Consider the following 21,382-nt stretch of genomic DNA (forward strand, 5'->3'; position numbering starts at 1 on the left):
CGGCGATGAAAACGGAGGAACGTCAATTGTGAAATTGTTCCTGATGAACATTCTGCTGGCGATCAGCTGGGCGGCGCTCACCAGTAATGCCTCGCCGGTGAATTTCCTGATGGGGTTTGCCATCGGCTATGTCGCCATGGCGCTGTCCCCGGTGCGCAAGATCAGTAACGGTTACTTCCGTCGACTGCCGAAAATGCTGGCGTTGCTGGTGTTCTTTTTGCGCGAGCTGATTACCTCTGGCCTGCGCGCCACTTATGAAGTGCTGTCGCCGGTGGGGCGCAGCCAGCCCAGTGTGATTCGGGTGAGCACGGATTTGCGCGACCGTAGCCAGTTATTGTTGTTGTCGCAGCTGGTGTCGCTTACCCCCGGGACTCTGGTGCTGGATGTCGATGAGGAAAAGGGGGCGCTATACGTGCACAGTATGTTTGCACGGGATAGCGAAGCGTTCCGGCGCGAACTGCGCAGTGGACTGGAGGAAAAAGTCAGGGAGGCGTTTGACTGATGCTACAGGCAATTGTGAACGGTAGCTCGCCGCTACTGGCGCTGGCAATCCAAATCGCGTCGTGGCTACTGCTGCTCGCACTGGGATTGTGTTTTTTTCGCATTGCCCGCGGGCCGACGCTGGCGGACCGGGTGGTTGCCCTGGACGTACTGAATATTCTCGCGGTGGCCTATTGTGCACTGCTCGCGATTTCCTCTGGCCGCGACGTGTTTCTGGATGCAGCCATTGCCCTGGCACTGGTGGCATTCCTGGTCACGGTGGCGTTCGGGCGTTTTGTGGAGCAACGCGCGGAAGATGTTGAGTCGGCAGGTGATGAGAGGGAACAGGATGGCGATCAGCATAATCACTGAATGGTTGCTGGCATTGCTGATTATAAGCGGCAGCTTCTTCGGCTTTACCGCGGCACTGGGACTGGTGCGGATGCCGGACATTTACATGCGTATGAGCACGTCCGGGAAGGGCGCCACCCTGTGTTGTGGTTTGTTGTTGCTGGGGGTGGCCATCCTGTTTCAGGATGGGCGGGTCACCGCCCGCGCAGTGGCAGCCATTCTTTTCCTGTTCCTGACCGTTCCAGTGGGGGCGCATATGATCGCGCGCGCCGCCTTTCGCACCCATTCTCCGATGTGGAATGGGGCATCCATGCAGTCGCCAAAGGCCGAGCGGGAAAAAGACGACTGACCATGTCTCTCGATTGTTCAGCGTTGTTTATGTGCCGTCCCCCAGCCAGAGTTCACGGTAGCGTCTGCCCGGGTCGTATACTGTCGCCTGTCGTTCGATATCGAAGCGCCGGTCGCGCGGATCGTTGCCGACACCGCTGTTGTACATCCAGTTGCCGTAGTTGCTGTGTACGTCGTAATCCACAAGCTGGCTCTCAAACCAGGCGGCGCCCGCGCGCCAGTCCTGCTGCAGCTCGCGCGCCCAGTAACTTGCCACATTCTGGCGGCCGCGGTTGCTCATCCAGCCGGTCGCGGCCAGTTCGCGCATATTGGCGTTGACGAAATCATAGCGCGTACGCCCTTCGATCCACGCCGTGAGCTTTTCCTTGTCCAGATCCCATTCGTACTGCCGGTTGCGAATACCGCCCAGAGCGAATAATCGGTCGCCGTGCTTCATCGAAATGTATTTGAAGTAGTCTCGCCACAGCAATTCAAACTGCAGCCAGTAGGTGTCCTCGTTGGCGACCACATCGCGCTCGAAGTCTTTCAGCTCCCGGTATATCTCCCTTGCAGACAGGCTCCCATTGGCGAGCCAGGGCGAAAGCTTGCTGCTGTACTCGGTTCCGACAAGGCCATTGCGGGTCTGCTTGTAGCGGGTGATATTTTTGCTGCGCCAGAAGTAGTTTTGAATACGTTCATGTCCGGTAGAGCTGCCCCCGGAAAACGGGAACGCGGTCCGAGGATCCGGTATTGGTGGCCGCAAGCCCAGTTCTTCCAGCGATGGAATTTGGGCGTTACCTCGGATGGATGTGAGGTTGTCGCGCGGGCGAGGTTTAGGGGTTGGCAATGGCGTGCGTATGGGCAGTGCCTTCTCCACCGCCTTGCGGAAGTGAGTAAATACCTCCGGTAGGTCCCGAATATCTGCGAATGGCAAATCATCCGGGTGAATCAGAAACTGGTCGTAGCTGGGTTTAAGGGGGACATGCTGTAGCGCGGGCGAAGCGCCCACGCGCTTAATCAATTGGCGCTCATCGCGGGTCCACTCCCGTTGCAGAAAAATCTCGCTGATATTGTGCTCCGCTACCAGCTGCGGAATGAATTTTGCCGAATCGCCGTGAGCAATCAGCAGCGGAATATTGAGTGCTTCCAGCTGTCGCGACAGGTCGTGCAGACTCTGCAACAAAAATCGAGCGCGAAAAGTTCCGGTGCGCGGAAATCCGTAGCGGTCATCACTGAAGAACAGGGGATCGAAACAATAGAGCCCGCAAACGGGGGCTCTACCCTCGCAGGCACGTACCAGTGCCTCGTTGTCACTGGCACGCAGGTTATTTAAAAACCAGACCAGCTTCACGAAACTGCCGCTGGCTTGGTACGGCGCTGTCGCCGGCAGCGCTCGCTACAGTAGCGCACGCTGTCCCAGCAGTACTTCCACTTGCGCCTCCAGGTAAAGGGGCGCCCGCACACCGGACATGTTTTCTGCGGCAAGTCCTGCTTGCGGATCATTCTTTCAGTAATTCGCGGGAAATAATCAGTTTCATGATTTCATTTGTTCCCGCGTAAATCCGCTGCACCCGCGCATCGGCCCAGGCGCGGGCGATGGGATATTCCCACATATAACCGAAGCCACCATGCAGCTGCATGCACTCATCTAACAGTTTGCACTGGAAGTCGGTGGCGAGAAGCTTGGCTTTGGCAGCAGTGGAGACGTCGAGCTTCTCTTCGTAGTGCAGCTCCAGGCAGCGGTCGATAAACACGCGCAGCGCGGTGAGTTCGCTGTCCAGCTCGGCAAGTTTGAACTGGGTATTCTGGAAGGCAGCGATGGGCTTGCCGAAGGCTTTGCGCTCGCGAACGTAGTCGATGGTCCAGCCCATTGCCGCTTCACAGTTGGCGATGGCGTTTAATGCAACGCTTAAGCGCTCCTGGGGCAGCTCCTGCATCAGGTATATGAAACCCTGGCCCTCGCCGCCGAGCAGGTTCTCAACCGGCACTTTGACATCATCGAAAAACAGCTCGGACGTGTCCTGGGCCTTCATGCCCACTTTCTCCAGGTTGGTGCCTTTCTTGAATCCCGGGCTGTCAGATTCCACCAGCAACAGGCTGACACCTGCGGCACCCGCAGAGGCATCGGTCTTTGCCACCACCACCACCAGATCGGCGTGCTGGCCGTTAGTGATAAAGGTTTTGGAGCCGTTGAGCAGGTAGTGGTCGCCATCTTTTACCGCGGTGGTGCGTACACCCTGCAGGTCTGAGCCAGCACCGGGCTCGGTCATGGCGATGGCGGTGACGATATCGCCACTGATGCAACCGGGCAGGAATTTCTGTTTCTGCTCTTCGGTGCCGTAATTGACGATGTAGGGTACGGCGATATCCGAGTGCAGCCCCCAGCCAATACCGGTCAGTCCCTGTCGGGAAATCTCTTCATCAACGATGGCGTTGTAGCCGAAGTCCAGCTCCAGCCCGCCGTAGGCCTCTGGGACCTGCGGGCACAAAAAGCCCATGGCTCCTGCCTTGCGCCAGAGTTCGCGGTCGACCTGCCCGTCTTTTTCCCACTGGTGGTGGTAGGGCGCGGCTTCGGTCTCGAGGAATTTACGCACGCTGTCGCGAAACTGTTCGTGCTCGGTGCTGAAGACGGTTCTCGGGATCATGGTGCTGTGCCTATCTCGTGTTGCTGTCTTATTGCTATTGGCCCATTCGTTGCGCCGGCGGCGCTTGTGGAATGTCCGGTATGAATAAATTAGCGCATGTATGGCGCGGCACAATGGCCTTTCGCGCCAAGACGCAGGACTGTACGCATTAAGAATCCTGATTTGTTAGCACCTGCTTATTCTTAAACGACCTAACTTGAGGATTTTGGTGCCGTACACTGTTGAGAGTGGTTCCGGCGAACTCCACCACAAACACCGGACAATTGAATCGCTATGCAATCGCGAGGTACGCAAATGGCTGACAATCTTCTGGAAATGGCGGTACGCCATTTGGGTTCATCGGGTCTCAGTGCGCTGGGTAGCGCATTGGGTCTTGGCGATGACAAAAGTGAAGCCGCATTCAACACCGGGGCGGCCTCCGTACTTGCGGGGATGCTGAACAAGGCGGGTAGCGAGAGTGGCCTGGGTGCGCTGCTCAATATGGCTACCAAAAGCACCAGCATGGATCTATCGTCACCTGCGGACATTTTCACCAGCCCGGACAAAATGAGCAGCCTGCAGGATGTGGGTGGAAGTATGCTGGACTCAGTGTTTGGCACCAATCGCAGTGGCGTAGCGAGTGTGATTTCCAGTGCGCTTGGCCTCGACAGCACCAAAAGCGGTTCGCTGTTACGTATCGCGGCACCGGTAATCATGTCCCTGGTGGGTAAACTGGTGAAAAGCAAGGGGCTGAATATGGAGGGCCTGGCAGCGCTGTTGCTGGGGCAGAAAACCCATATCAAAGACAAGCTGCCTCCGGGCCTGCTGAAAGAGCTGGGGGCAGATAACCTCGATGAACTCGCGGAGCGCACCGTGGTGGAAACTACCCCACGTCAGGCGGCGCACGCCGCGCAAACGCCGCCACCGGCAAAGAAAAGTGGGCTCGCCAAATGGCTGTGGCCATTGCTGATCGCGCTCGGTGTGCTGTGGGCGCTGAACATGTGCGCGAAGAAAGAGAAAATGGAGGATGGCAGCGGTGGTGTGGTGATGGAGCAGGATCAGGTGGTCGTGGAGGAGACACCCACCGATCCCAGATTGAATGGTGGTGCTGTAACGGATCCTAATACCGGCGTGATTTCGGTCCCCGAGGATTTCGGCAAGGCGTTCCGCGATTATCTGGCAAATGCCAACCGCGACCCAAACCGTGAGTTTGCGCTCGACATCGAGTTCCCCACCGATGGCAGCATGCCCAATGCGGCGTCGATGCCCGACGTGCAAACTCTGATCAAGATCATGCAGGAGAACCCGGGGCTTTCAGTTGCCATCGAGGGTTATACCGATAGCGATGGCGATGCAGTGGACAACCAGAAGTTGTCGGAGGCGCGCGCCATGGGAATACGCGCTCTGCTGGTCAACTCCGGAGTTGACGAAGGAAGAGTAACAGCCGTCGGTATGGGACCCGCTAATCCGATTGCCGACAACAGTACCGAGGAAGGCAAACAGAAGAACCGTCGTATCGTGGTGAAAGTGACGTCCTTCGAGCAGCAATAGACTCGATTGTTAGACCAATAAAAAAACCCGCGGCATGCCGCGGGTTTTTTTATTGGGAAGTGTGAGGATCAGCCTCGGTATTTATCCCGATATGCGCCGGGGGCAAGACCGGTCCATTTTTTGAAGGCGCGATTAAATGCGCTGGGCTCAGAAAAGCCCAGGCGCTCGGCAATTTCTGCCACCGGGGTTTCCTGCCCCTTCAGCTGGTACATGGCCATGTCCCGGCGCACGGAATCCTTGATGTCCTGCCAGCTATTGCCTTCGTCTTTGAGGCGGCGGCGGAGGGTTTGTGGCGAGGTATACAGGCGCTCTGCCACATCGTCCAGTGACAGATTCTCGATGCTGTTGTCTCCCTGCAGCATGCGGCGGATGCGGCCGGTAAAACTGTTGTCGGACTTGTATTGGGTGAGCAGGCATTCCGGTGCGCGGGCGAGAAATTCACTCAGTTGCTGTGCATCGCGGGCGAGCGGCAGGTTCAGATAGCGTGTGTTGAAGACCAGGCAGGTTTCCGACTGGTTGAAGTAGTGCCGGCAGGGAAACATATCGTTGTAGTCTTCGTCGTAATCCGGCGGCGGGAAGGCGAGGTGCACCCGCTCCAGCAAAATGGTGCGGTCGATCATCCAGCTGAAGAAGCGCAGCCAGATCACCGCCATGGATTCGACAAAATTCTGGTTGGGTAGCTGCTTGTGATTTTCGTGGTAAAAAATCAGCTGGGCTTCCTCTCCGTTCTCCACCAGTTTGATATGGATATCGTCGCTCACCATCGCCACAAACCGGCTGGAGCGCAACAGGGCGCGGCGCAGGGTGGGGCAAGTGATGGTGGCGTGGCCCATCATGGCGAAGGTGCCGGGTAGCCACGGGCGTGCGAGATAGCCGCCGGACTCGTCCCCCAGTTGATCCCATAACAGGCGTAGCAGTCGCGCCAATTGCTCTCGCCCGATGCGCGCGTCGGGCGCTGTGGTGGTGGCGAGATCGACGCCGGCATTACACAGCAACTGGTCGCAGTCGATGCCGGCAGCGCGGGCACCGGCCAGATGGGCAAATACCGCAGCGGCGAGAATGCCGGGTGCGGCGATCTCTTTGGCTGGCTGATCCGTGTTCTGTTCGACCTTGGTCTGTAGGAGAGTATCGCTTTCCACAGTCACGCTTCCGCTGTCCGTTTTTATATCTATCCTGGCCCGGTGCATGTGCGAGCCGGCTTGTGGGGCAAGATTATGCAAAAAGGTGCATAAAAAGTCCCGCATTCCTCTGCGCGGATGATTCTGTCTGCCGGCAAGCCGCAGTCGCGCAATTTGGAAAACCGCGCGCTTTATGTGCTACAAATGGGGTGACCCACTATTCACACCCTTCAATATTTCTAGAGATCAGGACGACCTTATGAACCAGCAAGCGATCGACCTAAACCCGACCATCTGCCGGCGTTTACTGGTCGCCTACCTGATAGAGCGGCTGCCGCGCCCTAACAACCCGGCGCTTGAAGAGGTCACTGGCTGGCCGCGCCGCACCATTCAGGATGTAATCGCCAAGGGCTTGCCTGGCCACGGTACTTGCGTTGAGTTTGTACAGCAGGGCGTGCGCAATAACGACGGTTACTACGCGCTGAAGGACTGGGGTTCTATTGACGGACGCTGGGTGCGCGCACACCTGGCGGATATCGCCAGGGTGCTGGAGCTGGCACCGGAGCAGATTCCGGCGCCGGACTCTGATTGAGCCTGGGGCGCTGGGCGGGGAGGCTTTATTCCGTGCTGGCAGCCTTCTGCAGAATGTCGTTGACCCGCTGTAGCAGCGCGGGATCATTGCGCAGCTGGGTGGCAATACCCTGATATTCCTCTTTGCTCAGGCCGGCACCCTGTACCGCGGCAAGCATTTTGGACTGGGCTTCCACATTAATGGCTTCAGCGGCGGCGGCATCGGCGGCGGCCTTGAGCTTGGGCGCGTATTCCTGGCTCAGGGTAACGATGGAGCGATAGGCATCGGCAAATTTGTGTAGTTGAGCTTCGCTCACGGCTGTTTCGGCGAAGGCACTGGAAACGGCGAGAGCCAGAGCGAGTGCGGCGGAATAGATGGCGGTCGGCTTCATGGAGCACCTCTCGTTATCGAAAAAACGCATCTGTGCGGAGTTGCACGCCCAGCGTTGGAGGAGGGCTACAGGGCCTTGGTATCGGTTCTTTTGGGAATTCACCGCTGTGGCAAAGCGCTGTCTGCAAAGGGTAGTTGTTATTCCGGGGTGCTTGCGCAAATTGCCGCCAGATGAGACTGGCGGCGGAAATTTTGCTCCCCGGCGCAGTGAAGCTCCTAGAACAGGCCGAGGAACTTTTTACGCTTCTTGAGCGAAGCCTCGCAACGATTCAATTGACCCTGGTAGCTTTTTGCCCTCGAGGATACCTTGTGGGCCACATTCTGTAGCCATTTCTTGTTGCGATAGGTGCGACGGTTAAAGCCCCCCTGTCCTTCGTGGTAGGCGAGGTACAGGTGATAGGTATCGTTGGGTTTGATGCGACACTGGCGCTGACTGGTGTTGTGGTACCAGCCTACAAAGTCGATGGCATCTTCGAAGTCGTCGCGGTCGCCACCGTAGTTACCGGTGGCGCGCTGGTAGCTTCTCCAGGTCGTTCCCAGTGCCTGTGGATAACCGTAGGCATCGGATGGGCGCGGGCCCGGGATAATCCACAGGATCTTGGTGCGCGGCGGTTTGGCATCGTGCACGAAGCGGGATTCCTGGTGCAGGGTGGCCATCATGGTGGCGATGGGCGTGTTCCACTTGCGTGCGGACTTTGCAGCGTCGTGATACCAGTCGTCTTTCTCGCGGAAAATCTCGCAGATATCGTCGGTATTGCTGGGCGGGGTGGTGGCGCAGCCCGCCGCCAGCAGCGGCAGCGCGAGCAGCGCCAGTTTCAGTTTCTTATTCTTTTGAATCATCAGTGAGTAAACAACTTCTCAAATTTTCGACTTGACCGTCTTTACGCCGTCGGCGGTTCCCAGCAGCAGAATATCAGCGGGGCGCGCGGCGAACAGGCCGTTGGTGACCACCCCGGTAATGTTGTTGATGGCATCTTCCAGCTCCAGGGGCTTGGCAATCTGCATATTGTGCACGTCGAGAATGACATTGCCATTGTCGGTGGTCACACCCTCGCGGTAGACGGGGTCACCACCGAGCTTGACGATCTCCCGGGCCACATAAGAGCGCGCCATGGGGATAACTTCCACCGGCAGCGGGAAATTGCCCAGTACCGGCACCCATTTGCTATCGTCGGCAATACAGACAAACTCTTCGGAGCAGGCAGCGACGATTTTCTCGCGCGTCAGCGCCGCGCCACCGCCCTTGATGAGTTGTAGCAGTGGGTTGGTTTCATCGGCGCCATCCACATACACGCGGATGCTGTCGACCGCGTTCAGGTCGTAGACCGGGATACCGTGGGACTTGAGGCGCTCGGCGGAAGCTTCCGAGCTGGCGACAGTGCCGTCGAACAGCCCCTTCTTTTCCGCCAGGAAATCGATGAAATAGTTGGCGGTAGAGCCGGTGCCAACGCCGACAATGGTGTGCGCTTCCAGCATGGGGGTGATGTATTCCACCGCGGCGCGGGCGACGTCCTGCTTGAGTTGATCCTGATTCATGGGCTCTGTCATGGAGGGAAAGCTTCCTTGTGCAATATTTGCGGTAAAAATGCCCGTTCGCGAAGATTTTTTCGCGTAAAACCGGCTTTCGTGTGGCTTTGATGCTGTGTAGCGATTAGACTGGCGGGCTCGTTAACATCTACCGGCTGCCGATTTCTGTCATGCCCAAGTCCTATATAAAGCGCATTTTAGACGCGCGCATTTACGATGTCGCCATCGAAACCCCGCTGGAGCCCATGCGCCAGCTTTCCCATCGCCTCGGCAACCGTATTCTGCTGAAGCGGGAAGACCTGCAGCCGGTGTTCTCATTCAAGATTCGTGGCGCTTACAACAAACTGCTGCAGTTGGCGCCTGAGGAACGGGCCAAGGGCGTGATCGCCGCTTCCGCGGGTAACCACGCCCAGGGCCTCGCCCTTGGCGCCCAGCAGCTGGGCGTGCGCGCCACCATCGTGATGCCGTCGACCACACCTGCGATCAAGGTGAATGCGGTGCGCATGCGCGGCGCGGAAGTGGTTCTGCACGGAGACACCTTTGACGAGGCCGCTGCCCGCGCCAGGGAGCTGGTAGAAGAGCGCGGCCTGGTATTTATCCACCCCTATGACGATCCCGATGTCATTGCCGGCCAGGGCACGGTGGCGATGGAGCTGTTGCGCCAGCACCCCGGCAACCTAGATGCGGTATTTATCCCCGTAGGTGGCGGTGGCCTGGCTGCGGGGATGGCGGCCTACATCAAGTACGTGCGTCCGGAGATCAAGGTCTACGCGGTAGAGCCGGAAGATGCCGCCTGCCTCAAGCTGGCGATGGCCGAAGGAAATCGCGACGGGCGTCTGCCGCAGGTGGGCCTGTTTGCCGACGGTGTCGCGGTGGCGCAGATCGGTGAGGAAACCTATCGTGTGCTGCGCGAGACCATCGACGGGGTTATCACGGTAACCACCGATGAGATCTGTGCGGCGATCAAGGATATTTTCGAAGATACCCGCTCCATCGCCGAGCCCGCTGGCGCTGTGGGCCTCGCCGGACTGAAGAAGTACGCCGAGCAGAGCGGTGAGCAGAACCAGGCGCTGGCCACCGTATGCAGTGGTGCGAACACCAATTTCGACCGGCTGCGCTATATCAGCGAGCGAACCGAGATTGGCGAGAAACGCGAGGCGGTACTGGCTGTCACCATCCCGGAGAAACCGGGCAGCTACCTGCAGTTCTGCCGCGATCTGGGTGATCGCTCCATCACCGAATTCAACTATCGCTTTGCTGGCGGCACCGGGCACAACGGCAGCAGCGGCGAGGCGCATATCTTCGTGGGTATGCAGGTGAGTACCGATGCCGATCGTCAGAACCTCCTGGCCCAGCTCGAAGCTGGTGGCTATCAGGTGACCGACCTGACCGATAACGAGATGGCCAAGCTGCATATCCGTCATCTTGTTGGCGGTCGCGCACAGGGCATCGAAAACGAGGTGGTCTACCGCTTCGAGTTCCCCGAGCGCCCCGGTGCCCTGCGCAAGTTCCTCGAGCAGCTGGCGGGCCGTTGGAACATTACCCTGTTCCACTACCGCAATCACGGTGCCGCTTACGGGCGGGTGCTGGTGGGGCTGGAGGTGGCCGAGAACGAGCGCCCGGCGTTGAAAACGCTTCTGGATCAGCTGCACTACCCGTTCTGGGAGGAAACCGATAATCCGGCTTACCGTTTCTTCCTGTCCCAGGGGCGTAACAGTGGGCAAGGTTAGCGGAACTTCGGCGATTGGCGCCTAAATTGTGCTTTGGTCGTCACTTTTTGCGGTGAGTAGATCACTCGGGGGGATCTGTCGAACTTGCAATTCTCAAAATGTGAGCGTCTTCTCAAAAAAAAGAGCTTGACGGGTTACTATTTCGCCATCAATCGAGTATCTTTTGACCGGTGATTGGTCCCGATGGGCCAGCTGGAAAGGCAAACTTGGCGGACTCAATGGTCTCACTGAGCCCCTTAAGAGCCTTGCAATTCTCTCGGAGCTTTCCGTTGGAACTTTCTGGTTGGTTGAGGTCCAAATCGCCACTGGCGGCGAAGATCGCCAGGAAAAAAGAGATCGAAAACGATCTGATAAAAAACAAGAATTCAATTCTTACAGGATGGTCCCCATGAAACCCGACGCATTGACACTCGCGGTAGTTGTCTTTGTTGCGGGCGTACTGCTGAGCAGTTCCGGTCTGACCGAAGTGTTCTCTTCTGATGAAGAAGAAGCGCCGGCAGCCCTGCAGCAGGGAGTGGTCACTCGCTGACCCCTTCGCCCGCTGGCTGACGCCAAATCAAAAAAGCCGAGCCCCTGGAAACAGCGGTTCGGCTTTTTTGTGCCCGCCGGAAAGAGCTGGCGGGTAGGTCGTGGTGCTAGGTAGGTTTAGGTGCTACCGGCAGCGATACAGGCGCTGATCCGTGGCGACCAACGTGAGCGGAATATCCCAGCTCTCCATTGGCAGGTGGTCGACACATTGCAGTTGGTGGGCAACGCCCACAAGGTCGGGGCCTGTGCCCGGGCGATGGTGTTTGAACGCGAAGGTGCGGTCGTAGTAACCGGCGCCCATGCCCAGTCGTGCTCCACTAGGGTCGAACGCGACTAGCGGCAGCAGAACCAGATCCAGTCGCTCCGGGCTGATGGATGCGCTGCGGCCGAGCACCGGTTCCGGAATTCCGTAGCGATTGCGGTAGCGTAGTGAAGCGCCGGGCCAGTGCAGAAAGGTCATGGCGGTGCGCGCGGAGCGGGGCAGTGCCGGCAGGTAAAAACGTTTGTGGGGAAAACGTTTCAACAACGGGCGCGGGTCAATCTCGCCATCCATTGGCCAGTAGAGCCCGATATGGCGCGCGCGCTTCAGTTCCGCACACAGAGCCAGTCGCGTGCACAGTCTGCGACTGGCCGTGCGCTGCCGGTGCGTTCCGAGTGCGCGGCGGGCGGCGCGAATTTGACGGCGCAACTGTTGCTTGGATGGTGGTGCGGAATCTGGCATCGGGACCTTCTATTTCGGGACCTTCTAATAAGACCTCTTATCGAAACGACGCTCTGTTATGGTCGGTGCGGGAAGTTTGCTGGCTGGACGAATATTGTGTGAGCGGCGCAGGGAGGGAAATCAGGTGCCCCGAAAATGCGGCTGATGACATAGCCTTGAACCGTAAGGCTCAAGGTGGGGGCTCCCGGAATGCATAAGGCTTTCCGCTGCGTGGCGGACTTGCACACCAACATCCGCTGGGATCCTCCAGGGTAGAATTATCGGCTCAGGACATAGTCAACTGGCCAACACTTCAGGGCGAGGGATAAGTATACCTCTTGTGGCCAACCAAGGCTAAACGGACTTTCCCGCCAAAAGTTGCTTTTTAACGATAGTCAAGTGATGTCGATCGTGCGCACAGGAGGGTTGTCCGCAGGAAACAGGGCGGAGGATGAAGAGAGTATTCCGGGAATGAAAGCGCGAGATTGCGCTTACAGGTTGTCGAACTTTTCCAGCGCGGCCTGCACTTTTTCGTGCAGGCGATCGAGCATCTGTTCTTCTACCGGTTGCCGGGCGAGATCTGCCTTGGCCTGGATCAGCTCGTGGGCAATATTCAGGGCCGCCATCACCGCGATGCGCTCGGCGCCGATAACGGTGCCGCTGTTGCGGATTTTTGCCATGCGTTCGTTGAGCAGCTTTGCTGAAGCCTGCAGGCCGGGCTGCTCATCTTCCGAGCAGGCAACGCGATACTCCTTGTCGAGTATCGTTACGGCAACCGTAGCTGAGTTTTGCGGTTTACTGCTCATCCGTTTTCTTGGCCCAGGCCCTTGAGTCGGTTGATCATGGTTTCAACCCGGCTGCGAGCCACTTCGTTGTTTTTAATCAGCCGTTGGCGCTCTTTCTGCCACTGGCCTTCCTGCTCGCGCAGCGCGCGATTGTCTGCAGCCAGCTGCTGGCACTGTTGCAACAGTGAATCCAGCTTGAGTTCTAACGCCTGTATTTTATCCATAATTCCTGCGTGTTCCGTGGCCCCCGTTCTCTAGAGAGAGATGCAACCGAGTTCCATAGGTCTAACGACCTGCGTAAGGCGGGGGATTCCGCTACTATATTGCCGGTGTATTTAGGGGTCAATTGCCCCTAATTGCTATATGGCGTAAATAAGGCGTATTAAGGGTCGAGAGCGAGTCAATATTTCGCCAATTTGGCGATTTATTCGCTCATCCACGCTGTACCCATTCATTGTCCGGGAGCCCTGTGCGAATTTCCCGGTCACCGTTCAAATTTTCAGCAGAATGCGGATCGTTTATTGGGCTTGGTTTTTTACCTCGCCGATGATACTTCGCAGAGGTCTTCAGGAGTTTATATGTCCGCAGAGCCGGTTTCGTTCGATGAGCTCGCCAATCAGATAGTGGCCGCGGGCGGCAAAATCGGGCCGAGCGAATTACACGGATTCATTTGCGGCCTGCTCGCCGCAGGTGCGCGACCAGACAAGAAGCGCTGGCAAAAAGAAGTGGCGGAATTTCTCGATCTGGATGCACTGCCAGCAGATTTGAGCCGTGACAGTCTCGTTCTCGCCGAACAGAGTCAACGGGATCTTTCCGATAAAAATTTTTCCTTTCAGCCGCTGCTCAGTAACTCTGACGAACTGGCCGAACGCGGCCAGACACTGTGCCTGTGGTGCGAAGGTTTTCTGCATGGCTTCGGAATTGGGAAATACACCGGTGAGCTGCCACCTACCAGCAGTGAAGCGCTGAAGGATTTTGCGGAGATTGCACAACTGGATGCGACTTCTCTGGAAAACGGTGCGGAGCAGGAGCGGGAGCTGTTCGAAGTGCTGGAGTATGTACGTATGGCAGCGATGAATATTTTTGTGGAGTGTAATCCGCCTTCCGATCCCGGTGAAAAGAAACACCCCGCGGGTCCTACCCTGCACTGAGAGCTGTAATGCGGTTGTCACCATGAGTATTACCAAAGCCGAATACGCCCGTCGCCGCCAGCGCCTGATCGAGGCGCTGGACGATAACAGCTTGGCGGTGGTGCCCGCTGCTCGCGAGCAACTGCGCTCGCGGGATACCTATTTTCCGTTTCGCCAGGACAGCGATTTTTCCTACTTAACCGGTTTTGAGGAGCCCGAGTCCCTGCTGGTTTTGATCCCGGGGCGCAAACAGGGCGAGACGCTGCTGTTCTGCCGCGAGCGTGATACGGAAAAAGAAATGTGGGACGGCCCGCGCCTCGGCCCGGAGCGCGCTGCAGAACAATGCGGCCTGTGCGATGCGTTTCCCATCGGCGACCTGGATGACATTCTTCCGGGGCTTCTGGAGGGGCGCGACCTGATTTATTACACCATGGGGCGCTTCCCCCAGCTCGACCGCCGCTTGCAGGGATATCTGCAGGCGATCGAGCAGGCTCCGGGAAACAGTGCACAAGTCAGAGCGCGTGCCCCGGAGATGGTGAGTCTCGATCCACAGTTGCACGATCTGCGACTGTTCAAGAGTGCGGCGGAAATCCGCTTGATGGCGAAAGCCGCAGAAATCAGTGCCGAAGGCCACCGCCGAGCCATGCAGCGCTGCAAACCGGGTATGTACGAATACCAGCTGGAAGCCGAGCTGCTGCACACCTTTGCCACCGCCGGTGCGCGTGAGCCCGCCTACCCAAGTATCGTCGGTGGCGGCCGCAATGCGCTCGTGATGCACTACATTGCCAACAGTGCGTCGCTCAAAAATGGTGACCTGGTACTGATTGATGCGGGCTGTGAATACCGCGGTTACGCTGCCGATATCACGCGGACCTTTCCCGTCAACGGTCGCTTTAGCGGGCCGCAGAGAGCGGTGTATGAAATCGTGCTGGCCAGCCAGCAGGCCGCGATCGAAAAAATTGTTGCCGGCAACGACTGGGATCACCCGCACCTGGCCAGCGTTGAGGTTATCGTCCGCGGGCTGAAAGACCTGGGACTACTGAAAGGGGATCTGCACGGGCTGATTGAGTCCGGAGCCTACCGCCGCTTTTATATGCACCGTGTGGGGCACTGGTTGGGAATGGATGTACACGATGTGGGTGATTACAAGGTTCACGGCCAGTGGCGCCAGCTGGAGCCGGGCATGGTTATGACGGTGGAGCCGGGAATCTATATTGGTGCGGAAGATGCGGCGGTGCCGGAAAAATTCCGCGGTATCGGCATCCGTATCGAAGATGATGTCGCCCTGCTGAAGAGCGGGCCGCAGATACTTTCTGCCGCCGCGCCCAAGTCCGTTGAGGATATCGAGTACCTGATGCGCTCCGGCGATCTGGTACAGGGAGCCCTGTTGTGAATAAAAAGGTTGTGGAAAAAAAGGTTGATAGTACACAGACCGATATCGCAATCGTCGGCGGCGGTATGGCGGGGGCCAGCCTGGCACTGTTGCTCTCCCACCACTGCCCGGACCTGAGTGTTTCCCTGCTGGAACGGCATTCGCTGCCAGACAGCGCCGCTACCCTGAAATTGCCAAGCTTCGATACCCGTGCCACTGCCATCGCCGCCGGCAGCCTGCAGATTTTTGATGAGCTGGGCCTGTGGAAATCACTGCGCGAGCACGCGGCGCCCATCTCCCGGGTGCAGGTTTCCGACCGCGGCCATTCCCTGGGGGCCAGCCTGCACGCTGAGCGGGAATCGGCGGCCTGTTTCGACGGCATGCTCGGGGCGGTGATCGAGAACGCCGCACTCGGCCCCTTGCTATACCGTGCGCTGGAAAACACCAGTGTGCGAGTGCTCGCTCCGGCGGAAGTCACTGCAGTGGCGATGAATGCCGAGGGCGCCCAACTTTTGTGGCGCGCGGGGAGTGATGAAACGGACGAATTGAAGACACTGCAGGCGCGCCTTCTGGTCGTCGCAGACGGGGTCAATTCGCCTCTTTGCCAACGGCTGGGAGTAGCCACGGAAGAGGTGGACTATCACCAGCAGGCGCTGGTGACGACGGTGGGTTTACAGAGTGATCACGGTGGCGTGGCGTTCGAGCGCTTTACCGACAGTGGCCCGATGGCACTCTTGCCTCTGCCGCGCAGGGAGGGAATACATCGTGCCGCACTGGTTTGGACCTGCGAGCAGGACGATTGGGAACGGCTGGCGGCGCTGCCCGAAAAAGAGTTTATCCGCCACCTGCAGCAGACCTTTGGTTGGCGCGCTGGGCGTATCGTGCGGGCGGGGCAGGTACAGGGTTACCCGCTCAAGCTGTCCCTGGCTCGCGAGCAGGTGCGAAGGGGGCTGGTACTTGTAGGCAACTGTGCGCATTTCCTGCATCCGGTGGCCGGGCAGGGGTTCAATCTGACCCTGCGCGACTGCGACGGGCTGGCTCGCGCCATTGGTCGGGCAATGGCGGCTCAGGCCCCGGAATTCGGGCAATCCGGTCCCGGAGAGCTAGACTTACTTGAGACTTATTGGCGCGAACGTCAACATGATCAGCAGCTGACCATCGGGTTCAGTGACCGAATCCCGCCCCTGTTTGCCTCCCGCAGCCTGCTGCTGGGCGGCCTGCGGCAGGCGGGACTGCTGGGATTGGCCCTGGCACCTGCACTGCGCACGGGTTTTGCCCGTCAGGCTGCTGGACTTGCGCTCTAGTCACACTATAACGGTGCAGCTGTGCAGGCCGTTGATGCCGGTCTGGCCGCTCAATCAAATTTTTCCGGGGAGTTACTGCCGATGAACAGACAGCGAATGGACGTGACCATTGTCGGAGGCGGCATGGTCGGGATGGCCCAGGCGGCACTGCTCGCCGTGCGGCATCCGCAGATGCGTATTTCGCTGCTGGAGGCATCGAACGTGGACCCCCAGGTTCGTGAAGACAGTTACGACGCCCGCGTTGTTGCACTCACCGAAGCCTCGCGCGCGTTGCTGGAAGAAGTCGGTGTGTGGCAGCGTATCGCCGGCAAGCGCGAATGCCCCTACACCCAGATGCGAGTGTGGGATGCGGAGGGCACGGGTTCCGTCTGGTTTGACTGTCGCGATGTGAAGCTGCCTAACCTCGGCCATATTGTGGAGAACAGCGTGATACTGGCGGCGCTGCGCGAGCGGATTGCCGAGTTGAGCAATGTCGATCTGGTAACCGGGTTCAAACTGGAGAGCTGGTGGCGGGACTGCGGTCTCTGGCACCTGCAGTCGCGCAGTCCGGACCGGGATGCGGTCGAAGGGCTGGACACCCAGTCGCCGGTGCTGACGACGCGGCTGCTGATCGGCGCCGATGGTGCGCGTTCGCGGGTGCGTGATCTGTTGCGTATTCGCACACGCGATGTGGAATATCAGCAGACCGCGCTGGTATGTGTGGCCCGCTGTGAAAAGTCTCACGAGTCCACCGCCTGGCAGCGTTTTCTGGATACCGGCCCGCTGGCATTTTTACCCCTTTCCGGGCTCGGTGACGATCGCCACTGTGCGGTGGTCTGGTCTGCGGACGACGACCTCGCACGCGAACTGGTGATGCTGGATGACAAGGCGTTTGCCCTGAACCTGGAGAAAGCGTTCGAGAGCCGGCTCGGTGCGGTCGAGTTTGTGAGCGAGCGCTTTTCTTTCGCATTGCGTGCGCGCCACGCGGAATCCTATTTTGGCCCCGGCGCGGTATTGATTGGCGATGCGGCCCACAGTATTCACCCCCTTGCCGGGCAAGGGGTCAATCTGGGCCTGATGGATGTGCTGGTATTGACGGAGGAAATCGATCGCGCGCTCAAGCGGGATATTTCTCCGGCGCATGCTTCGGTGCTCACCCGCTACCAGCGCCGTCGTCGCGGCGAGAACGCGGCAACCCTCAAGGCCATGAGTACTTTCAAGTCTTTGTTCGGCGCTGGCGATCTGCACTGGCGCTGGTTGCGCAATACCGGCCTGAGTATGGTGGATGCCAGCCCGTTGTTGAAAAAGCGCATCATCATGCGTGCCATGTCGGTGTAAAAACACAGGCCCGGTAGCGGATCGCTGGTACAAAAGACGCGGCATAAAAGCCGCGTTTTTTGTGCATGATCGGGGTTCACCGGAATCCCCCTGAGAAATTTGTTAGAGTCGCGCCATCCCATGTTTATTTTCAGGTAGGCCGCATTTGAGTAACTGGATCACCGTCTGTGAATTCCCCCTGAGCAAAGACCTGACTGCGGTGGCGGATTTTATTCGCCGTCACCAACTGCCCCTGCGTATTACCGAGGAAAACAATCGCCAGTGTGTGGCCAGCCTGGCGCCGCAGCTTGTTGATCCAATGAAGCAACTGTTGCTGCGCTGGCAGCAGGGGGACGTGGATCTGTCGCAGGTACAGGTGCACACCTACGATGAGAATGCTCCGACGCCGGCGCAGGAGTCGAACAGTGGAGAGCAGGGTTCCGAGGAGGCTGCAGCGACCGGGCAAAACGCCGAAGCGCGATCTATAGTGCCGCCATCGGTTATTCCCCAGTGGTCTCTGCGGGAGACGCCGCTGAGCCTCATCCTGATTGCCTTGTGTTTTATTGGCTGGTTTATGTTGCGCCAGGGGCTGGCGGAGCCATTAGTCATTTTCCCCCAGCGACCGAGTGACTTTGATGCTTCACAGTCGTCTCTCGCCTGGCACCTGGTGCGGGGAGAGTTCTGGCGTTTGTGGACGCCGGCGATGGTGCACTTTTCTTTACCGCACGCGTTGTTCAACAGTCTCGGCATCTGGATTGTGGGGCGCTCGCTGGAGGCGCGCGCCGGCACCTGGTGGTTTGCACTTCTTGTTCTGATCAGTGCGCCGGTGTCCAATCTGGCGCAGTACTACTGGGCGCCGCAGAATCTGTTTGGCGGCATGTCCGGTGTGGTTTACGCACTGTTTGGTGCGGCGTTTGTGATTCAGCGCTGGCAGCCAGCATGGCGCGATGTGCCACCATCGCTGGTTTGGTTGGCGCTGGTATGGCTACTGGTTTGTATGCTCGGTGTGGTGGATTACTTTATCCCTGGTGGTATCGCCAATGCCGCGCATATCGGCGGTTTTGCCGCAGGCCTGATCCTCGCTTTGGTGTTCTGCGCAGCGGGCGGTGCGCGGCGGTATTTTTCCGCCGCGCGTCCGTGCAGTGAAGACGCCGCTCCCGTTTCCCACAAAGAATTCTGATCGACCATGCTGCTACTGATCATTTACGTTCTGATCGCGCTGGGTTTCTCTTTCCTCTGCTCCATCGCCGAGGCCGTTATTCTCAGTGTTACTCGTCCCTATATCAGCCTGTTGGAGCGTGAGGGGCATAAATCCGGGCGCCTGCTGAGGCGGTTGAAGCAAGATATCAATGCGCCGCTCGCCGCGATTCTAACCCTCAACACGGTGGCACATACCGTGGGCGCCGCCGGAGCGGGCGCCCAGGCGGCGTCGGTGTTTGGCAGTAATTATCTGGGTATCGCCTCGGCCATACTGACTCTGCTTATTCTGGTTTTTTCCGAGATTATTCCAAAAACACTTGGCGCGGTGTACTGGCGGCAATTGGCCCCGGCAACCGCCTATGTTCTGCGCTATCTGGTTTTGCTGCTGAAGCCTTTTGTCTGGCTGTCGGAGTGGTTGACCCGCGGCCTGGCCCACGGGCCGACCCTGACCGGTTTCAGTCGCGAGGAATTTGCGGTGATGGCGGAGATTGGCGAGGCGGAAGGGCAGCTGGAGCAACGTGAATCCAGCATCATGCATAACCTGTTCTTTACCCTGCGGGATCACACCGTGCGCGAAGTGATGACACCGCGCACGGTGGTTTTTTCACTTTCCGAAAATATGAGCGTGGGCGACGCCTACGAACAGATAGAGAAGAGCCGCTTCTCGCGGATTCCCCTGTATGAGCATGACGACCCGGATCTGGTGGTGGGCTTCATCCTCAAGCAGGATCTGCTGCTGGAGTATTCACGCGGCGTGCGCGAAGACAGCCTGCGCAGCTTGCGGCGGGACTTATTGATGGTGCCGGAAACCGCGGCCATTTATCAGGTATTTCACAAAATGCTGGCCCGGCGTGTGCAGATCACCGCGGTGGTTGATGAATACGGCAGTCTGGAAGGCCTTGTGACCCTGGAAGATATCCTTGAGGCACTTCTGGGCGAAGAGATCGTCGACGAAGCGGACAAGACTCCGGACCGCCAGGAGCTGGCAAAACGCCTGTGGCGCTGGCGCTCCAAGCGCTATGGGTTGCTGGTCGACGAAATGGCGCAGCGTGAGCAGGCGGGTGAGGAGCCACAAGATCTGCTGCGGGAAGAAATCCAGCGGCAACTGCGCGAAGATGCATCGGAATCGCCGGGCGCGCCTGACACCGGGGCCGGTTCGGATAGCGACAAGCCCGAAGGCAAAGGCAAAGGCAAAGGGGGCGAAAAGCCGTGATAGGCGCCGTCTCTGGGTGAGCCGATTTGCCAGATTCTCCCGTGGGATGAACGGAGTATTTCAACGGTTCATCGCAAGGCACTTGAAAAATGTCCCGTTCGGGCGGATAAAAGGTGTAACAGGGGCGTGAATGACCGCCGCTGACTTTGCCTCGGCGTTGTAAATCCCTGGTAACACTTTAAGAAGTTTTTGATTCAAGTAGTGAATGTAAAGTGCGCGTTGGAATCCTGCTGATACTGCTGCAATCTGTACTGCTCTGCGCTGAGGCCCGCGCAGAGGGACAGGTTTTACTGGCAGAATCTACGGACAAGGTAGTTCGCGCACTCCTGTTGGATAGCGACACCGAGCAGTCCGACGAGCCGGATGCTTCACCGGTCCCCACTGTATCCACAACCTTCTCCCCCACAGCTTCTGCTCTCATTCTCCGGCCAGAAGCCCGTCTCTCTCAAGCGGTGTATACCGCGCACCCCATTCGCGGGCCGCCCGTCGGGCAATAATTCTTCGTTATCGAATCCTGTGCTGGCGGCTCTCCGCTTTGTCGCCAGCACCTCAGAATTATTTGGTCGCAGTGCTTTCCGAAGGTGGTGTCCTGCGCCCGGACAAAGAGAATTATTGTCATGAAGAAATTGGATCTGATCCCTCTGCAGGACAGCGATAAGCTGGTATTCCCCGAAGAGTTTCACGAGTTGAGCCTGGATTCGCCGGCGCTCGAATTCGTAACGGATTTTAAGAAGCACCACCCGGCGGTTCTGACCGCTTCCATGTCAGCGCTGGATGCCGCCCAGGTGTTGCGCACGGGTCATCTGTCCTGGGTTCTGGTGATGGATCACCGCGGCGATTTTGTCGGCCTGCTTAGTGCGGAAGACGTGTCGTATCAGCGGGTGATGCAGTATGTGGCCAACGGGGTGAAGCGCGGTGAATTGACCGTGGGTGATCTGATGCGCCGTCGCAATCGCCTGCAGTTATTGAATCGCGAGCAGCTTGAAAATACATCCGTACGCGATGTCCTTGCGAGCATGCGCAACGGTGGGCAACGCCACTGCCTGGTGGTGGATATGAACCGGCATCATGTGCGAGGTGTGATCAGTGCCGAAGATGTCGCCGCGCGCCTGCATATGGAATACACGATTGGGGCGCCGGAAAACCTTGCCGAGTTATTGCGCGCGGTCGCTGCGGTGCACTGAT

General features: G+C 58.4%; 25 protein-coding genes and 1 other RNA gene. 15 read left to right on the plus strand and 11 right to left on the minus strand.

Annotated features, from left to right (window positions below; translation table 11 throughout):
- The first annotated feature begins 28 nt into the window (after window positions 1–28).
- From LC059_RS10600 to mnhG, 3 genes are read left to right on the plus strand one after another with little or no spacing between them, the layout of a single operon-like run.
- On the plus strand, window positions 29–502 hold the full coding sequence (locus tag LC059_RS10600; protein WP_226703823.1) for a Na+/H+ antiporter subunit E: 474 nt from the start codon (window positions 29–31) through the stop codon (window positions 500–502).
- Window positions 502–852 carry a monovalent cation/H+ antiporter complex subunit F gene (locus LC059_RS10605; protein WP_226703824.1) on the plus strand — a complete coding sequence of 117 codons (351 nt, stop codon included), beginning with the start codon at window positions 502–504 and terminating at the stop codon, window positions 850–852. The genes LC059_RS10600 and LC059_RS10605 overlap by 1 nt, the downstream gene beginning before the upstream one ends.
- Window positions 830–1,180, plus strand: a complete 351-nt coding sequence (mnhG, locus tag LC059_RS10610; RefSeq protein ID WP_226703825.1) for a monovalent cation/H(+) antiporter subunit G — start codon at window positions 830–832, stop codon at window positions 1,178–1,180. The genes LC059_RS10605 and mnhG overlap by 23 nt, the downstream gene beginning before the upstream one ends.
- Window positions 1,181–1,207: 27 nt before the next feature.
- Here the strand turns inward: mnhG and LC059_RS10615 are convergent, their stop codons facing one another.
- Genes LC059_RS10615 through LC059_RS10625 form a run of 3 tightly spaced genes read right to left on the minus strand, consistent with a single transcriptional unit; the run spans window position 1,208 to window position 3,803 of the window.
- On the minus strand, window positions 1,208–2,509 hold the full coding sequence (locus LC059_RS10615) for a DASH family cryptochrome (protein ID WP_226703826.1): 1,302 nt from the start codon (window positions 2,507–2,509) through the stop codon (window positions 1,208–1,210).
- A complete protein-coding gene (locus tag LC059_RS10620; protein WP_226703827.1) occupies window positions 2,506–2,661 on the minus strand; it encodes a DUF2256 domain-containing protein in 156 nt (51 codons plus the stop codon). Before LC059_RS10620 ends, LC059_RS10615 begins: the two co-directional genes overlap by 4 nt.
- On the minus strand, window positions 2,658–3,803 hold the full coding sequence (locus LC059_RS10625; protein WP_226703828.1) for an acyl-CoA dehydrogenase family protein: 1,146 nt from the start codon (window positions 3,801–3,803) through the stop codon (window positions 2,658–2,660). Before LC059_RS10625 ends, LC059_RS10620 begins: the two co-directional genes overlap by 4 nt.
- A gap of 294 nt (window positions 3,804–4,097) precedes the next feature.
- On the opposite strand from LC059_RS10625, the gene LC059_RS10630 reads away from it, so the two are divergent.
- A complete protein-coding gene (locus LC059_RS10630) occupies window positions 4,098–5,333 on the plus strand; it encodes an OmpA family protein (RefSeq protein ID WP_226703829.1) in 1,236 nt (411 codons plus the stop codon).
- Window positions 5,334–5,401: 68 nt separating this feature from the next.
- Here the strand turns inward: LC059_RS10630 and LC059_RS10635 are convergent, their stop codons facing one another.
- Window positions 5,402–6,472: an AraC family transcriptional regulator gene (locus tag LC059_RS10635; protein WP_226703830.1), complete on the minus strand. Its 1,071-nt coding sequence runs from the start codon at window positions 6,470–6,472 to the stop codon at window positions 5,402–5,404.
- A gap of 238 nt (window positions 6,473–6,710) precedes the next feature.
- On the opposite strand from LC059_RS10635, the gene LC059_RS10640 reads away from it, so the two are divergent.
- Window positions 6,711–7,043: a helix-turn-helix domain-containing protein gene (locus tag LC059_RS10640; RefSeq protein WP_226703831.1), complete on the plus strand. Its 333-nt coding sequence runs from the start codon at window positions 6,711–6,713 to the stop codon at window positions 7,041–7,043.
- Window positions 7,044–7,068: 25 nt separating this feature from the next.
- On the opposite strand, the gene LC059_RS10645 is transcribed toward LC059_RS10640, so the two are convergent.
- From LC059_RS10645 to rpiA, 3 genes are all read right to left on the minus strand, one after another.
- On the minus strand, window positions 7,069–7,413 hold the full coding sequence (locus LC059_RS10645; RefSeq protein ID WP_226703832.1) for a DUF4168 domain-containing protein: 345 nt from the start codon (window positions 7,411–7,413) through the stop codon (window positions 7,069–7,071).
- Between the two features lie 215 nt (window positions 7,414–7,628).
- Window positions 7,629–8,252, minus strand: a complete 624-nt coding sequence (locus tag LC059_RS10650; RefSeq protein WP_226703833.1) for a hypothetical protein — start codon at window positions 8,250–8,252, stop codon at window positions 7,629–7,631.
- An 18-nt stretch (window positions 8,253–8,270) separates the two neighbouring features.
- Complete coding sequence (gene rpiA / locus LC059_RS10655) at window positions 8,271–8,948, minus strand: ribose-5-phosphate isomerase RpiA (RefSeq protein ID WP_226704119.1); 678 nt, start codon at window positions 8,946–8,948, stop codon at window positions 8,271–8,273.
- A 161-nt stretch (window positions 8,949–9,109) separates the two neighbouring features.
- Here rpiA and ilvA point away from each other — a divergent pair, with 161 nt between their 5' ends.
- Together ilvA and LC059_RS10665 are read left to right on the plus strand one after the other, a co-directional pair.
- Entirely contained in the window at window positions 9,110–10,669 is a 1,560-nt protein-coding gene (gene ilvA, locus LC059_RS10660) for a threonine ammonia-lyase, biosynthetic (protein WP_226703834.1), read from the plus strand.
- A gap of 388 nt (window positions 10,670–11,057) precedes the next feature.
- Window positions 11,058–11,198, plus strand: coding sequence for a hypothetical protein (locus LC059_RS10665; RefSeq protein ID WP_162276141.1), 141 nt, complete (start codon window positions 11,058–11,060; stop codon window positions 11,196–11,198).
- Window positions 11,199–11,321: 123 nt separating this feature from the next.
- On the opposite strand, the gene LC059_RS10670 is transcribed toward LC059_RS10665, so the two are convergent.
- From LC059_RS10670 to LC059_RS10685, 4 genes are all read right to left on the minus strand, one after another.
- On the minus strand, window positions 11,322–11,918 hold the full coding sequence (locus LC059_RS10670; RefSeq protein ID WP_226703835.1) for a 5-formyltetrahydrofolate cyclo-ligase: 597 nt from the start codon (window positions 11,916–11,918) through the stop codon (window positions 11,322–11,324).
- Between the two features lie 122 nt (window positions 11,919–12,040).
- Window positions 12,041–12,220, minus strand: a non-coding RNA gene (gene ssrS / locus LC059_RS10675) — 6S RNA.
- Between the two features lie 168 nt (window positions 12,221–12,388).
- Window positions 12,389–12,703: a cell division protein ZapA gene (locus LC059_RS10680; protein ID WP_226703836.1), complete on the minus strand. Its 315-nt coding sequence runs from the start codon at window positions 12,701–12,703 to the stop codon at window positions 12,389–12,391.
- Window positions 12,700–12,906 (minus strand): TIGR02449 family protein, encoded by a 207-nt coding sequence (locus tag LC059_RS10685; RefSeq protein WP_226703837.1) that lies wholly within the window; start codon window positions 12,904–12,906, stop codon window positions 12,700–12,702. The genes LC059_RS10680 and LC059_RS10685 overlap by 4 nt, the downstream gene beginning before the upstream one ends.
- 354 nt (window positions 12,907–13,260) lie before the next feature.
- On the opposite strand from LC059_RS10685, the gene LC059_RS10690 reads away from it, so the two are divergent.
- The 8 genes from LC059_RS10690 (at window position 13,261) to LC059_RS10725 (ending at window position 21,381) form a co-directional block, all read left to right on the plus strand.
- The gene (locus LC059_RS10690; RefSeq protein WP_226703838.1) at window positions 13,261–13,833 is read left to right on the plus strand and encodes a UPF0149 family protein; all 573 of its coding nucleotides are present in this window, start codon (window positions 13,261–13,263) and stop codon (window positions 13,831–13,833) included.
- 22 nt (window positions 13,834–13,855) lie between these two features.
- Window positions 13,856–15,205: a Xaa-Pro aminopeptidase gene (gene pepP / locus LC059_RS10695; RefSeq protein ID WP_226703839.1), complete on the plus strand. Its 1,350-nt coding sequence runs from the start codon at window positions 13,856–13,858 to the stop codon at window positions 15,203–15,205.
- Window positions 15,202–16,488 (plus strand): FAD-dependent monooxygenase, encoded by a 1,287-nt coding sequence (locus tag LC059_RS10700; protein WP_226703840.1) that lies wholly within the window; start codon window positions 15,202–15,204, stop codon window positions 16,486–16,488. Before pepP ends, LC059_RS10700 begins: the two co-directional genes overlap by 4 nt.
- An 81-nt stretch (window positions 16,489–16,569) precedes the next feature.
- Window positions 16,570–17,805: a UbiH/UbiF/VisC/COQ6 family ubiquinone biosynthesis hydroxylase gene (locus tag LC059_RS10705; RefSeq protein ID WP_226703841.1), complete on the plus strand. Its 1,236-nt coding sequence runs from the start codon at window positions 16,570–16,572 to the stop codon at window positions 17,803–17,805.
- Between the two features lie 145 nt (window positions 17,806–17,950).
- Entirely contained in the window at window positions 17,951–18,964 is a 1,014-nt protein-coding gene (locus LC059_RS10710; RefSeq protein WP_226703842.1) for a rhomboid family intramembrane serine protease, read from the plus strand.
- Between the two features lie 6 nt (window positions 18,965–18,970).
- A complete protein-coding gene (locus LC059_RS10715; protein WP_226703843.1) occupies window positions 18,971–20,197 on the plus strand; it encodes a hemolysin family protein in 1,227 nt (408 codons plus the stop codon).
- A gap of 212 nt (window positions 20,198–20,409) precedes the next feature.
- Entirely contained in the window at window positions 20,410–20,694 is a 285-nt protein-coding gene (locus tag LC059_RS10720) for a hypothetical protein (protein WP_226703844.1), read from the plus strand.
- Window positions 20,695–20,814: 120 nt separating this feature from the next.
- A complete protein-coding gene (locus LC059_RS10725; RefSeq protein WP_226703845.1) occupies window positions 20,815–21,381 on the plus strand; it encodes a CBS domain-containing protein in 567 nt (188 codons plus the stop codon).
- The last annotated feature ends 1 nt before the right edge of the window (window position 21,382 follow it).

It is taken from the genome of Microbulbifer elongatus, from assembly GCF_020524885.1.
Taxonomy (GTDB): Bacteria; Pseudomonadota; Gammaproteobacteria; order Pseudomonadales; family Cellvibrionaceae; genus Microbulbifer; species Microbulbifer elongatus_A.